The 14,755-nt window shown below is 66.1% G+C and carries 9 protein-coding genes; 1 reads left to right on the forward strand and 8 read right to left on the reverse strand.

What is annotated here, in order from left to right; genetic code table 11:
• Positions 1 to 204: 204 nt before the first annotated feature.
• On the forward strand, positions 205 to 5,514 hold the full coding sequence (locus ASC68_RS10025; protein WP_055878330.1) for a hypothetical protein: 5,310 nt from the start codon (positions 205 to 207) through the stop codon (positions 5,512 to 5,514).
• A 56-nt stretch (positions 5,515 to 5,570) separates the two neighbouring features.
• Here the strand turns inward: ASC68_RS10025 and ASC68_RS10030 are convergent, their stop codons facing one another.
• The 8 genes from ASC68_RS10030 to acs all read right to left on the reverse strand — a co-directional run bounded on the left by ASC68_RS10030 (position 5,571) and on the right by acs (position 14,589).
• Positions 5,571 to 5,951 (reverse strand): cupin domain-containing protein, encoded by a 381-nt coding sequence (locus tag ASC68_RS10030; RefSeq protein WP_055878332.1) that lies wholly within the window; start codon positions 5,949 to 5,951, stop codon positions 5,571 to 5,573.
• 50 nt (positions 5,952 to 6,001) lie between these two features.
• Positions 6,002 to 7,201, reverse strand: coding sequence for an MFS transporter (locus ASC68_RS10035; protein WP_055878333.1), 1,200 nt, complete (start codon positions 7,199 to 7,201; stop codon positions 6,002 to 6,004).
• A gap of 8 nt (positions 7,202 to 7,209) precedes the next feature.
• Complete coding sequence (locus tag ASC68_RS10040) at positions 7,210 to 8,427, reverse strand: MFS transporter (RefSeq protein WP_055878335.1); 1,218 nt, start codon at positions 8,425 to 8,427, stop codon at positions 7,210 to 7,212.
• Positions 8,428 to 8,531: 104 nt separating this feature from the next.
• Positions 8,532 to 9,557 (reverse strand): glycosyltransferase family 1 protein, encoded by a 1,026-nt coding sequence (locus ASC68_RS10045; protein WP_055878337.1) that lies wholly within the window; start codon positions 9,555 to 9,557, stop codon positions 8,532 to 8,534.
• Between the two features lie 241 nt (positions 9,558 to 9,798).
• Complete coding sequence (locus tag ASC68_RS10050; protein WP_055878338.1) at positions 9,799 to 10,614, reverse strand: UDP-2,3-diacylglucosamine diphosphatase; 816 nt, start codon at positions 10,612 to 10,614, stop codon at positions 9,799 to 9,801.
• Positions 10,615 to 10,855: 241 nt separating this feature from the next.
• Positions 10,856 to 11,356: a cupin domain-containing protein gene (locus ASC68_RS10055; RefSeq protein ID WP_055878340.1), complete on the reverse strand. Its 501-nt coding sequence runs from the start codon at positions 11,354 to 11,356 to the stop codon at positions 10,856 to 10,858.
• Positions 11,340 to 12,443 carry a glycoside hydrolase family 3 N-terminal domain-containing protein gene (locus ASC68_RS10060; RefSeq protein ID WP_055878341.1) on the reverse strand — a complete coding sequence of 368 codons (1,104 nt, stop codon included), beginning with the start codon at positions 12,441 to 12,443 and terminating at the stop codon, positions 11,340 to 11,342. Before ASC68_RS10060 ends, ASC68_RS10055 begins: the two co-directional genes overlap by 17 nt.
• 205 nt (positions 12,444 to 12,648) lie before the next feature.
• On the reverse strand, positions 12,649 to 14,589 hold the full coding sequence (gene acs / locus ASC68_RS10065; RefSeq protein WP_055878343.1) for an acetate--CoA ligase: 1,941 nt from the start codon (positions 14,587 to 14,589) through the stop codon (positions 12,649 to 12,651).
• Positions 14,590 to 14,755 lie beyond the last annotated feature (166 nt).

The following is a 14,755-nucleotide window of genomic DNA, read 5'->3' on the forward strand; positions in this document are numbered from 1 at the left end:
TTCCATTAAGAATGCGCTCGGTTTGCCTCAAATTGTATGTATGTTTGAGGTCCACCTAGCGTGCGGCGGCGTGGGGCATAGGGCAGATTGCGGGGCATTTGAATCGCATTTTACCCAATTTGGACGACTAACCGGAACCCCCGGGGTGGTCCAATGCAGGCTCTGATCGACCGCCAAGTGCCGATGCGAGAGTTGTAAAGAGTTATGGCCAAAAAGACCGCAACACCCCAGAACGATCCTGCAACTCTGGCATTCTCGGCAGTCGAGGACGCGCTCAAGGACTCGGTTTTCGCCAACCTTGACCAGCCCGCAGCAGCGGAAGAGCCGCCGGCCGAAAAGGCCGCGCCCAAGCTGCCGCCGCGCGATAACTCGCCGCGCTCGGAACGTCAGCGCACCGCCGACAAGTTCGCGGCGCAGACCGGTTCGGTCGCCAATGACGACCGCTTCCCCTCTTCCAAAATTCTCTACGGCCTGCAGTCGAAATCGTCCGGCGCGCCGACCATGGTGGCCGGGCTGGTGGCGCTCGGCTGGGTGGTGGCGATCGCGCTGGTGGCGATGATCCGCAACGGCGCCGACATGGGCAATGCCTCCTTCTGGGGTTCGAACGATTTCATCGGCCTGTTGGCGCTCGCCATCGTGCCGGTGATCGGCATCTTCGCCATCGCGACGCTGATCCGCCGGGCGCAGGACCTGCGCAACGCCGCCGCCGCGGTGACGCAGGCGGCGATCCGCCTCGCCGAGCCGGAGACCACCGCATCGGAGAAGGTCGCCTCGGTCGGTCAGGCCGTGCGCCGCGAAGTGAACGCGCTGGGCGATGGCCTCGAGCGCGCCCTGTCGCGCGCCGGCGAGCTCGAAGTGATGATCCACAACGAGGTCACGGCGCTCGAGCGTACCTATTCCGACAATGAATCCCGTATGCGCGCGCTGATCCAGGAACTGGCCAGCCAGCGCGAAGCTGTCATCACCAATACCGAACGCGTGCGCGAAGCGATCACCGAAAGCCATACCGGCCTCGTGTTCGACCTCGACATGATCTCGCAGCGCATCGCCGGCACCATCGTCGAATCTGGTGGCAACCTGACCAAGGCGCTCGAAACTGCCGGTAACTCGCTGAACGGCGCGTTCGGCGAGCGCACCGAGAGCTTTGTGTCGCTGATCGACCAGCGCACCAGCCACCTGCTGGTCGCCCTCGACGACAGCGCCTCGCGCCTCAACATCACGCTCGAAGACCGCGCCGGCACTATCTCGGGCGCCTTCGAAAACCGCACGCAGGAACTGAGCGCGGTGATCGACGGCCGCATGCAGTCGCTGACCGAAGCGCTCGACAGCCGTGCCGTGACCCTCTCGGACGCCATCGACAACCGCACCTCGTCGCTGGCCAAGCTCCTGAGCCAGGGCGGCATTACCCTGCTCGACCAGTTGCGCGACCGCGGCCATGAAGTGTCGAGCGCCCTCGATATGATCGGCACCCGCATCGCGTCCGATATCACCGGCCGCGCCCGGGAAGCCGAGCAGCTGCTGTCGGGCCTGTCGCATCAGCTCGACGAGCAGGTGCAGATCCAGGTCAACTCGATGGAGTCGCGCCTGCAGTCGGCGATGATCGAGCTTTCCGGCGCCCTCGACGACACCACCGAACGGGCTCGCGTCACCCTGACCGGCGCCGGTTCGCAGAACCTCGCGCAGTTCGACGCCCGCCTCGACGAGATCGCGGTGGTCATCGACAACCGCCTCGCCAGCCTCGATGGCGTCATCGGCGACAAGGGCGACAAGCTGATCGCGGCGCTCGACAAGAACAATGCGAGCTTTGCCGCACGCGCCAACGTGCTGGAGATGGCGCTCGATGAGAAGTCCGAGCACTTCAACGAGATCGTCTCGCAGCGCACCCGTGAAATGACCGAAACGCTCGGCCAGCGCACCAAGCAGATCACCGAAGCAATCGCCAACCGGTCGCAGGAAATCTCGGACTCGCTCGAAGGCCATACGCAGATCATCGCCGATGCGCTGGACAGCCGCACCCAGCTCCTCGGCGAGACGCTGAGCAGCCGCCATGGCGAGCTGAGCGCGGCGCTCGACGAGCACGTCAAGGCGTTCGACGTGACCATTGCCGGGCATGCCCGCGCCATGGACACCAACATCATCACCCACGCCCAGGCGATCGACCTGGCGCTCGGTTCGCGCGTCGAGCAGTTCGACAACGTGCTGACCGGCCGCGCCAAGGAGCTCGACCAGGCCGTGGCCAGCCGCACGCAGGCGCTCGACCAGTCGGTCGCCACCCGCACCCAGGCCATCGACCTGGCGCTGCAGCAGCATGCGCAGCAGATCGGCGACAGCCTCGACCAGCGGACCTCGACACTCGACGCCGCCATGCTGCAGCACGCTCAGCAGCTCGGTGACAGCCTCGACCAGCGGACTGCCGCGCTCGACACAACTTTGCTGCAGCACGCGACCCAGATCGGCGACAGTCTCGACCGCCGCAGCCAGGCCATCGACAGGACGCTGCAGCAGCACGCCAGCCAGATCGGCGACAGCCTCGACCAGCGCACCCAGGCGCTGGCGTCGACGGTGTCGACCCGTTCGGCGGAGCTTGCCGAGGCGCTCAACACCCGCACCCAGCAGCTGGCCGAAACGCTCGGCAGCCACACCGTCGGCATCGCCGCGGCGATCGGCGAGCGCACCAGCGAGCTGGCCCGCACGATCGACGCGCAGGGCACCACGGCCCGCGACCGGATCGATGCGAGCCTGCGCAACGTCACCGAGGTGATGTCGGAACGCGCCGGCGCCGTCTCGACGCTGATCGAAACCAAGGTCTCGGAAGTCAGCGAAGGCCTTGGCCGCGGCATCGACAGCGCGATCCTCCGCATGGCCGACGCCGAAGCCGGCGTGAATGCCCGCATCGAAGGTGCGGCCAGCACGGTGGGCGAGAGCGCCCGCAAGGCCGCCGACATCATCGAGACCGGCGTCAACTCGGCCCGCAAGGCCATCACCGACATGGTGGACCAGCGCCTGGGCACCCTGCCCGAGGCGATCACCGCCCGCGCCGACATCACGGCCGAGCGGCTGGCTTCGCTCAATACCGCGATCAACACCGCCCTGGTGCAATCGATGACCGACCTCGAGGCCGGCGCCGATCGTATCGAGGAGACCATCTCCCGCCGCATCGTTTCGGCGACGCAAGGCATCGCCGACGATGTCACCACGACCGCCGACCGCATGGACGTAGCGGTGGGCCGCGCCCTCGCCCAGTTCCAGCAGGCGTCGAGCAATATCGACGAGCTGATCTCGATCAAGGCGGTGGCCGCTGCCGACGCCATCGGCGGCAAGGTCGCCGAGATCAACCGCGTGGTGTCGGAAAAGACCGACGCCTTCTCGGCGCTGGTCTCCGACAGCTCGGCGCAGCTCGAGATGAGCCTGCAGAACCACGGCAACGTGCTGGCACAGGCGCTGATCACCAACGCCTCGCAGGCCGAAGACCTGATGAACCAGTCGACCTCGCGCATCCTCACCGATGTGACGACGGCGCTGGGCAAGCTCAACGACTCCAACATGCTGCTGCAGAAGGTGCTCGACGCCTCGACGGCGAACCTCGCCAACCTCGAGAACTCGGTGGCCCAGCAGACCGCCACCTACTCAACCACGGTGCGCGAGGCGATCGGCTCGACCGAAGAAGCCGGGCGCCTCGTCACCGAGCATGTGGGCGCGCTGCAGGCCTCGATCGCCTCGATGGTCAACGAGTTCGGCTCGATGCTCGGCAACCTCGACGCCGAGGCCAAGAGCCTCGACAGCGCGGCGCACAACCTCTCGGCTTCGGGCACCCTGACCCTTGCCAACCTCGACGAGCGTCGCTCGGCCATGGACGAGCTGGCGCAGGCCTTCACCGCCCGCGCCGACGAGATCGACACCCGCATGCGCGGCTTTGCCCACTCGATCTCCGACACCGTCGAAGAGACCGAGCAGCGCCTGGTCGCCGCCCGCGAGTCGATGGAGCAGCTCCTGGCCTCGACCACGTCCGGCGTCGCCGAGACGCTGGAAGCGACCTCGGGCACCATCAACGCAGCTCTCGCCGACACCACCGGCCAGCTGCACAGCGTGCTGACCAGCACCGCCGAGACCGTGCAGGCCGCCCTGGGCGAAACCACCGGCCAGCTCGAATCCGTGCTCACCAGCACGGCCGAGAAGGTGCAGAACGCCTTGGGCAACACCACCAGCCAGCTCGAGTCGGTGATGAACAGCACTGCCGAGAAGGTGCATAACGCGCTGGGTGAGACCACCAGCCAGCTCGAATCGGTAATGAGCAGCACGGCCGAGCGGGTGCAGACCGCCCTGGGCGAGACCACCGGTCAGCTGGAGCAGGCCCTCACCGGCACCACCGACAAGGTGCAGAGCGCGCTCGCCAGCGCCACGTCCGAGATGCAGTCGGTGCTCAGCAAGAGCACCAACCTGCTCGAGGAAGCGCTGGACGGCACTTCGCACCGCGTCGCGACCCAGCTCGGCTCGTTCACCGACACCGCGGCGAACGAGAGCCAGCGTGCCGCCGATGCCCTGCGCCAGACCCAGGCAACGATGATCCTCGAGATGCAGCAGGCCCTCGAGGCCGCGACACAGCGCTTCAACGAGACGGCGACCGCGATGCGCGCCACCGCCAAGGAAGTAGGCTCGGAACTCGAGAACACCCGCTCCGAACTGGCGCGTGGCGTGATGGAACTGCCCGAAGAGACCAAGTCCAGCGCTGCCGCGATGCGTCGTGTCGTGGCCGAGCAGATCGAGGCCCTGGCCGAGCTCAACGCCATCGTCCGCGCCCAGCCGGCAACTCACGACCTCAACGAGCGTCGTCCGTCGCCGAGCCGTCCGGCACGCGACGAAGCCCCGTCGCGGCCCGAGCCGCGTCCGGAACCGGTCCGTCCGGAGCCGGTGCGCGCCGCCGAACCGCCGAAGACCGAGCCGACCCGCGCGCAACAGCGCTACACGGCGATGCCGGAGGTTTCGGCCCCGGTGGTCACCGCGCCGCGCCCGCAGCCGGTTGCCGAGGCCAAGCCCGCTGCGGCTGCCCCCAAGACCGAAGAAGGTGGCGGTTGGCTGCGTGACGTGCTGCGCAATGCATCGGGTCCGTCGGCTGCCGCGGCCGCCCCGGCCCCGGCCCCCGCTGCTCCGGCTCCGGCTCCGGCCCCCGCCGCTGCACCGCAGAACCTCTCGACCCTCACCGAGGAGATCGCCAAGGCGATGGAGCCCTCGGCGCTGGCCGACGCATGGCAGCGCTACCAGGCCGGCGAGCAGAATGTGTTCTCGCGCCGGATCTACACGCTGGGCGGCCAGGCGACCTATGACGAAGTGCGCAAGCGCATCCAGCGTGACAGCGATTTCGCCAAGACGTCAGCCACTTACATGGCCGAGTTCGAGCAGTTGCTGAAGCGTGCCGCCACCGGGTCAAACCCGGCCGGCGAAACCCGCGAGTACCTGCTCAGCGATCGCGGCCGCGTCTACACCATGCTGGCCCATGCCAGCGGCCGCCTCGGCTGACGCGCACGATACCTCCCCTGGGGCCCGCGGGACACCGCGGGCCCTTTTCTTTTCAGTCATATCCAGACGTCGTTCTGTGCCGTGCGTTCGCCCGGCGCCGACCCGGTGTTGGTGACGCCGCGCGGCTCGATCAGCATCATCTTCACTTCGCCAGCCGCATAGGGCTTGTGCTCGACGCCTTGCTTGACCACAAACATCTCGCCCGGCTTCACCGTCACCGCGCCATCGCGGAAATCGATGCGCAGCTCGCCCTCGAGCACGATGAAGGCCTCGTCGGTATCGGGGTGGTCATGCCAGACGAAGTCGCCCTCGATGCGCACCAGCTTGAACTGGTAGTCGTTCAGTTCGGCCACCACCTTGGGCTGCCACTGCTCGGCGAAAAGCTCGTATTTCTGGGCGAAGTTGATCGGCTGATAGGGTTTGGGCGCAGCGTTCATCTATCTCTCCTGGAGTTACCCAGGAGAGATAGAGCGCGGCGCCGGCTTTGCTAGCCCAGCCGGGCTTCGGCCGGGCGCTTGGGGCCTTGCATGGTGATCGACAGCCAGATCAGCACCGCACCGACAAAGGCGAAGGCGGCGGCGACAAAGTAGGCCTGGGCGCCCATCAGGCCGGTGAGCCAGCCGAAGGCGATCAGCGCGATGACGCTCATGGCCTGCTGCAGCATCTGGAAAAAGCCCTGCGCCTCGGCGGCGATCTCGTCGCTGGTCCAGTTGGCGATGAAGTTGACGCAGCCCATGAAGCCCAGGGCAAAGGTGAAGGCGTGCAGCAGCTGCAGTGGGATCAGGAACTCGAGACCGGGCTGGAAGCCCATGCAGATCCAGCGGAACACCGCCGTGGCAGCCGAGAGCAGGATCAGGCTGCGGGCCGAGAAGCGGCGAGCGATCCGGCCGAACAGGAACATGATCGCCGCCTCGGCGAAAGCCGCCAGCGCCAGCAGCGGCGCGATCATGTCGGCCGACAGCCCCTGCTCCATCCACAGCAGGGCCTGGAAGGCGTTGAGCACGATGTGGGTAGCGTAGACCATCGAGAAGCCGACCAGCGGCAACAGGAAGAACGGCTTCATCACCGCGCCGAGATGAGTGGCGCCGGTCACCGGCGGCTTCAATTCGCCCTCGCCGGCGCGGAAGCGCGGCAGCCCGAAGGCGACGAGGCCACGAAGGATCGAGAGCCCGACGAACATCGGCAGGAAGATGCCGCCGCCGAACTGGCTGATGACCCAGCCGACGGCGAACAGCGTCACCATATAGCCGACAGTGCCCCAGGCGCGGATCGAGCCGTATTGCGTGCCGCGCCGTCGCGTCATCCGCATTGTGGCGGCATCGACGACCGGGCCGATGACGTTGATGGGGAGGAGCGCCAGCGTCCAGATGATCAGGATGCCCCAGAAATCGTGGACATAAAACAGGCCGATCGGGATCAGTGCGCCGAGCCCGCAGCCGAGCACGATCACCTGCCGCCAATCTGACGCCTTGTCGGCGACGCGGCCGACGACGATGTTGAGCAGCAGCGTCACCAGCACCGGTACGGCGTTGATGATGCCGATCTGCTCGGAGCTCAGCCCCTTGTCGGCAAACCAGATGCCGCCATAAACGTTGAACGCTGCCCCTGCCATGTAGATCGAAAAGTAGAACGCCGTGGCGCGCAGCTCCGGCGTAATGAACGGCTCTTTGGCCGATTTGGCAGGCATATCAAACCTCAGGGGGCCGGATCGGCTACGGTCAGCTGGTCCGACGTGATCGGGTGCGCGGATGGGGGCTGCAGCTTCAGCGAGAGCACCACGCAAAGCGCTCCGAGAACGGCATAGGCCGCGACGAACAACCACGCCATTGGACCAAAGGCGGCCACGAACCAACCCATGGCGAGGATGATCACCACCGACATGGCCTGCTGCAGCACATAGGAGAAACCCTGCGCCTCGGCGGCAATGTCGTCGCTGGTCCAGTTGGCGATGAAGTAGATGCCGCCGAGGTACCCCATGGCGAAGGTGATGGAGTGCAAAAGCTGCAGCCCGAACAGCACCCAGACTGGCGGTGAGAACGCCATGGCGGTCCAGCGCAATGCGGCGACCAGACAGGCGAAGATGATGATATGGCGGGCCGAAACCCTGAGCTTCAGGCGGCTCCAGACGAACATCATCACCGCTTCGGCAGCGGCCATGGTGGCGGTGAGCGGCCCGATCAGCCCGGGTGAAATGCCCTGCTCGGTCCACAGGATCGCGGCGAAGGCAGTCATCGCGCTATGGGTCGAGTAGAGGATGCTGAGGCCAAGCAGCCCCATCACGAACCACGGCTTCAACACATCGCGCAGATGGCGGGCGCCCTTCCTCAAGGCGGCGCGATCCTCGCCGGAACGGAACTGCGGCAGCTGGAACGCCAGCACGGCGCGCAGCAGCGCGAAGGCGACGAAGACCGGAACGAATGCGCCGTCGCCGAGCCAGGCGATCAGCGGGCCGCTGACGAGCGTCGCGACCATGAAGCCGACGGTGCCCCAGGCGCGCACGGCGCTGAAGTCGGTGCCCCGCCGCTGCGTCATCCGCAGCGTCGCGGCATCGACGACGGGCACCAGCGCGAAGGCCGGCATCACCGAGAAGATCCAGATACCGAGAATGCCCCAGAAGCCGGAGACGAAGAACAACCCGATCGGCACCAGCCCTGCGATCAGCGACAGCACGATGATGACGCCGCGCCAATCCGGCATGCGATCGGCGATGCGCCCCACCAGCTGGTTGACCAGCAGCATGGCGACCAGCGGCGCCGCGTTGATAATGCCGATCTCCTCGGCGCTGATGCCATGGTTGATCAGCCAGATGCCCAGATAGACGGACGCTACCCCGGTGCTGCCGAAGACGGTGAAATGATAGATCGCAGCGCGCAGCTCTGGCGAGATGCGCGGGGCGATGGTGGTCGACGACATCCGGGTGTGCTCCCGGCGGGAGAATCCGCCGCACCGGCGGACAGTGCAGAGCGGGCGCGGAAAGATCAACGGGCTCGGCGTTATCAGGCGTTACGTGACGGAGATCATGCGGCCTTCGCCGCTGTATCGCGGACCGGCACCAGCGCCTCGAGGAATAGGTCGGCGCAATGGGCCCAGGTGAAGCCGAGGGCGTGGGTGCGCGCCGCTTCGCGGCTGAGCGTGAGGGCGCGGATGACGGCGAAGCCGAGATCCTCGTCGAGGGCGCCACAGGCTGGGTCGGTGAGGATGTCGCGCGGGCCGGTGACCGGGTACGCGGCGACCGGGACGCCGGACGCCAACGCCTCGATCATGACGTTGCCGAAGGTGTCGGTGCGGCTGGGGAACACGAAGACGTCGGCCGAACGATAGAGCCGGGACAACTCCTCGCCGGTCCTCAGGCCGAGGAATACGGCTTCGGGATAGCGCGCCGCGAGCTCGGCGCGGGCCGGGCCGTCGCCGACGATGATCTTGGTGCCGGGGACATCGAGCTTGAGGAACGCCTCGACGTTCTTTTCCACCGCAACGCGGCCGACATAGAGCAGGTGCGGGCCGGGCAGATCGGAAAACTCACTCTTGGGGCCTGGCGAGAAGCGCGAGTGGTCGACGCCGCGGGTCCAGAGCCGGACGTGGCCGAACTGGCGCGCGGCGAGCTCTTCCTGCATCGAGGCGGTCGGCACCAGCGTTGCGGCGGCCGGGCCATGGAACCAGCGCAGGAAACCATAGGTCCACTCGGTCGGGATCGGCATGCGGGCCGCGACATATTCAGGGAAGCGGGTGTGGTAGCTGGTGGTGAAGGCCAGCCCCTGCTCGAGGCAGACGAAGCGGGCGAGCAGGCCCAACGGGCCTTCGGTGGCGATGTGGATGTGGTCCGGTGCCTCGCGGGCAATGACTTGCCCAATGGTCATCGGGGTTACCAGCGACAACCGGATCTCCGGATAGGTCGGCATCGGGAACGTCCAGAACCCCTCGGGGGTGAGGTAGCTGACCTCGTGGCCCCGCCCCATCAACTCCCGGCCGACCGCTTCGAGGCAGCGCACCACCCCATTGGTCTGCGGCAACCAGGCATCGGTGACGATCAGTACCTTGCGCATCGGACCCACCCATCGGCAAGCGATGCGTGGGGTTTACGGGAGTCGGGTGACAGGGCTGCGAATGGGGTGTGACGGTGGGATGACGGACAAGTGCCAACTGTCACAGACGGCCCCCTCCCAGCCTCCCCCATGAAGGGGGAGGTGAAGAGTCGAGGCTCTGGCCTCGATCGTACCAAGCGAACCGGCGAGGCACCTCCCCCTTCATGGGGGAGGATGGGAGGGGGCCGTCTCTATCGGTTGATCACTGCCCGGGCACCGCCGGCGCACGCCTGAGCCGCAGCCGGCGTGGCTTGCGCGGCAGCGGGGTCTCGGTCCAGCGGACCAGCTCCAGCACGCCTTCATGCGTCTCGGCGACGGCGGTGCAGCTCTCCACCCAGTCGCCGGTGTTGACGTAGTGGATGCCCAGCCGCTCGTGCATGTCGGCGTAGTGGATGTGGCCGCAGATGACGCCGTCGGCGCCGCTTTCGCGGGCCTCGAGCGTCAGCGCTTCCTCGAAACGACCGATGACGCTGACGGCGTTCTTCACCTTGTGCTTTGCCCAGGCCGAGAGCGACCAGTAGGTCAGGCCCATGCGGCGGCGCACCCAGTTGACGGCGATGTTGAGCCGGAGCGCAGCGCGATAGGCCCAGTCGCCGACATGCGCCAGCCACTTGGCGTGGGCGACGACGACGTCGAACTGGTCGCCGTGCATGACCACGTAGGTCTTGCCCTGCGCCGTGGTGTGCACGGTACGATCGACGAACTCGACCTCGCCGAAATAGGTGCCGAGATACTCGCGCAGGAATTCGTCATGATTGCCGGGCAGCACCACGATGCGCGTGCCGGCCAGCGCCTTGTCGAGAAAGATCTCGACCAGCTGGTGATACTCCGCCGGCCAGTGCCAGGCCTTGGCGAGCCGCCAGCCATCGACGATGTCGCCGACGAGGTAGATCGTCTCGGCTTCGTGCCAGCGCAGGAAGTCGATCAACTGGGTGATGCGAGTGGGACGCATGCCGAGATGCACATCGGAGATGAACAGCGCACGTACCCGCCGCACCTCCCTGCCCTCTTCGCTCATGCCAAAACCTCTCGCCTGCAGATTATCCCGCCGATCGATCGGCGAGATAATCGGGGTATTTGATTGTCACGCTATCGAACCGGAAAAGTCTGCAACTTTTCCTGATAGCGCTCCGCGATCCGAAGTTTAGCCCATTTGAGCTATGGGACGGGAGCGCTTTCGACGCCCGCCCCGGCTCAGGTGGGGAAAACTCCGGCCCTCATAGATGAAGCAGCACCGCCGCGACAACCCCGCGACGCCGTTACGGCGCCGGGGTCAGCCGGGTGATCACTTGGGCATGCTGCGGGAAACGGGCCAGAAGCTCGGCGCGGGTGACGAGGATCATGTCCTCCATCTCCCAGCCCGGCGCTACCACCTCGCTGACCAGCCCGTACTCGCCTGCCGGCAGCTCAGCCGCTTTCCAGACGCCGCCGGCGACAGCCAGGCTCGGCACCTGTCCGGCGGCCAGGTCCGGCCCCAGCACCACCGCTTCGTAGCGGCCATCGGGGTGGATCATGTGATAGGTCAGCGGCGCGCCGAAATGGTGGAACTGGATGCCATCCGAGTGCTTGGTGTGGAAGTGGTCCACCGGGGAATCGTCGGTCAGCATGTAGTAGATGCTGGTCATGGTGCCGCGCCGGCCGCGCGCCGTTTCGAGCTTCTCACGATGCGTCGGGCGGAAGGTCTCGCGGAAATAACCGCCCTCGAAATGGCCGCCGAGCCCAAGCGACGCGATGACCTCAGCCTTACTGAGCTTGGACATTGTCGGCTCCGAGGCGCGATTTCAGCGCCACGATGCGCGCAAAACTTTCTTCGACGCGCGCCTTGAACACCGGATCGGCCTCGGCCTCGGCGAGGAGAATGGCGCGGACCTCGTCGCCCAGCGTGGCGCGCTGGTAGGCGGTATTGGAGAACAGCAGCACGTCGACGCCGGCCCGCACCGCGTTGACCACGGTCTCCTTGAGACTGAAGTGGTCGCGGATGGCGCCCATCTCGAGATCGTCGGTGATCACCACGCCCTTGAAGCCGAGCTCGCCGCGCAGCTTGTCCTCGATCCAGGGCTTGGAGAGGCTCGACGGCATGCCGGAGGGATCGACATTGGTGTCGATCAGGTGACCGATCATCACCATGTCCTCGTAGCCGCCTGAGATCAGCTCGCGATAGGGCTCGAGTTCGCTGTCCTTCCAGGTCTTGGTGATGTCGACAAAGCCCTCGTGGCTGTCTGCCGTGGATGAGCCGTGGCCAGGGAAGTGCTTCAGCGAGGTCAGCAGGCCGGCCGCGTGGTGGGCGGCGATCACCTCGGCGGCGTACTCAGCCACCACTTTGCCGTCCTTGCCGAAGGCGCGGCCGTACTTGGCGATCACCTGGTTGTTCGGGTTGACCGACAGGTCGACCACCGGCGCGAAATTGACGTTGAAGCCCCAGGCGGCGACGCCTTGCGCCAACCCATCATAGATGGCGCGGGCCTCGGCCGGCGTGTTCTTGGCCGCGACCGAGGCGGCGTCCGGAATTTCCTTGAAGCCGGCGGCACTATCGAGCCGCTCGACCAGCCCGCCTTCCTGGTCGAGGGTGATGAATGGCGGCAACCCGGCTGGAGCTGCTTCGCGGAACGCCGTATTCATCGCTTCCACCGCCTTGCGGCTCGCGACATTGGTCTTCAGATACATGACCCCGCCGATATCGCCTGCTGCGATCTCGGCCCTCAGCGCCGCCACCCCCTTGTCGTCGACGCCGTTGCCAACAAACCCGACGACGATCATCTGCCCCGCCATCTGCTCGAGCGACTGGGCCAAGGCAGGTGAGGCAGCAAGGGGAAGAAGCGTCGCGAGAAGCATCGTGGCGAGGCGCATGAATGAGGGTCTCGGAGAAATCGGGAACTGGCTTCTGGCAAGAGAATGCGGCGAAACCCCGATGGAGCTGAGCATGGGGCCACCCCCACCCTCATTCCCTCCCCACAAGGGGGAGGGAGGCGATAACCGCACGATCTCGGTTCGAGCGTCTCCCTCCCCCTTGTGGGGAGGGATCAAGGGTGGGGGGTGGCCCCACGCTCCAGCCTCAGCGGTTTTGACGGTTCTCGATCAGGTCCGTCACCACGCCCGGATCGGCGAGCGTCGTGGTATCGCCGAGCGCGCCGTAGTCGTTCTCGGCGATTTTGCGCAGGATGCGGCGCATAATCTTGCCCGAGCGGGTCTTGGGCAGGCCGGGCGCGAACTGCATCAGGTCGGGCGAAGCGATGGCGCCGATTTCCTTGCGCACCCAGTTCCGGAGCTCGGTCTTCAGCGCGTCGTCGCCCTTCTCGCCGGCCATCAGCGTCACATAGCAATAGATGCCCTGCCCCTTGATGTCGTGCGGGTAGCCGACCACGGCCGCCTCGGCGACCTTGGGATGCGCCACCAGCGCGCTCTCCACCTCGGCGGTGCCGATGCGGTGGCCGGAGACGTTGAGCACGTCATCGACGCGGCCGGTGATCCAGTAGTAGCCGTCCTCGTCGCGGCGGCAGCCGTCGCCGGTGAAGTAGTAGCCCTTGTAGGTCTCGAAATAGGTCGAAACGAAGCGCGCGTGGTCGCCATAAACGGTGCGCATCTGCCCCGGCCAGCTGTCGGCAATGCAGAGCACACCTTCCGCCTTGGTCTGCTCCTGGAGCTTGCCCTCAGGCGACAGCACGATCGGCTTGATGCCGAAGAACGGTTTGGTGGCCGAACCGGGCTTGGCGGCAATGGCGCCGGGCAGCGCCGAAATCAGGATGCCGCCGGTTTCGGTCTGCCACCAGGTGTCGACAATCTCGCAGCGCTCCTTGCCGACATGCTTGTGGTACCAGAGCCAGGCTTCCGGGTTGATCGGCTCCCCCCCCCCGAGCAGCCGCAGCGACGGCATGGCATATTTGTCGGGGATCTCGGCGCCGGCGCCCATCAGCGCGCGGATGGCGGTGGGCGCGGTGTAGAAGATGTTGACCTTGTGCTTTTCCACCACCTGCCAGCAGCGGCCGGCATCGGGATAGCTCGGAATGCCCTCGAACATCAGCGTGGTCGCACCGTTGGCGAGCGGCCCATAGACGATGTAGCTGTGGCCGGTGACCCAGCCGACGTCGGCGGTGCACCAGTAGATTTCGCCCGGCTGGTAGTCGAAGACGCGCTCGTGGGTCAGCGAGGCCCAGACGATGTAGCCGCCGGTGGTATGCAGCACGCCCTTGGGCTTACCGGTGGAGCCGGAAGTGTAGAGGATAAACAGCGGGTCCTCGGCGTTCATCGGCTCGGGCGCGCAATCGGCCGAAACCTTGGCGGCCTCGTCGGCGTACCAGACGTCGCGGCCCGCTTGCATCGCCACCGCGTTGCCGGTGTTCTTGACCACGATGACGCGCTCGACACCCGGGGTCTTCAGCAGCGCCTCGTCGACGTTCTTCTTCAGCGGAATGGTCTTGCCGCCGCGGCGGCCTTCATCGGCCGTCAGCACGATCCTCGAATCGCAGTCGTTGATGCGGCCGGCGATCGAGTCAGGCGAGAAGCCGCCGAAGATCACCGAGTGCACCGCGCCGATGCGGGCGCAGGCCAGCATCGCCACCGCGGTGTCGATGATCATCGGCATGTAGATGGTGACGCGGTCGCCCTTCTTGACGCCATTGGCCTTCAGCACATTGGCGAAGCGGCCGAGCCGCTCGTGCAACTGGCGGTAAGTGACCTTGTCGTCGGTGCCGGGGATATCGCCTTCCCAGATGATGGCGGTCTCATCGGCGCGGGTCGCGAGGTGGCGATCGACGCAGTTAGCGGAGATGTTCAACACCCCGTCCTCGAACCATTTGATCGAGATGTCGGGGTAGGTGTAGCTGGTGTTCTTGATCCTGGTCGGGGCCTTGATCCAGTCGATGCGCTGGGACTGCTCTTTCCAGAAGCCATCCGGATCGCTCAGCGAGCGGGCGTACATCTCCTCGTACTGCGCCGCCGTGGTCCGTGTCCGGGCAACCGCCGCCGCGCTGGGGGCGAACACCAAACTCTCGCTCATCGATAGTCCTCCGATTTTGCGAACCGTTCTAACCAAGCCCTGAAGGTCGGGCAAGCAGACCACTTGCCGCCTTTCGGCCTAGTGGAAAGCGCTGAAACCGTTCGGAAACCCTCGCCGTAAACGCTTTCTCGGCGGTTTCAGGTGACAATGCCGGCAATACCATTTG

Origin of the sequence: Devosia sp. Root105 (assembly GCF_001424865.1) — a bacterium.
Lineage (GTDB): Bacteria > Pseudomonadota > Alphaproteobacteria > Rhizobiales > Devosiaceae > Devosia_A.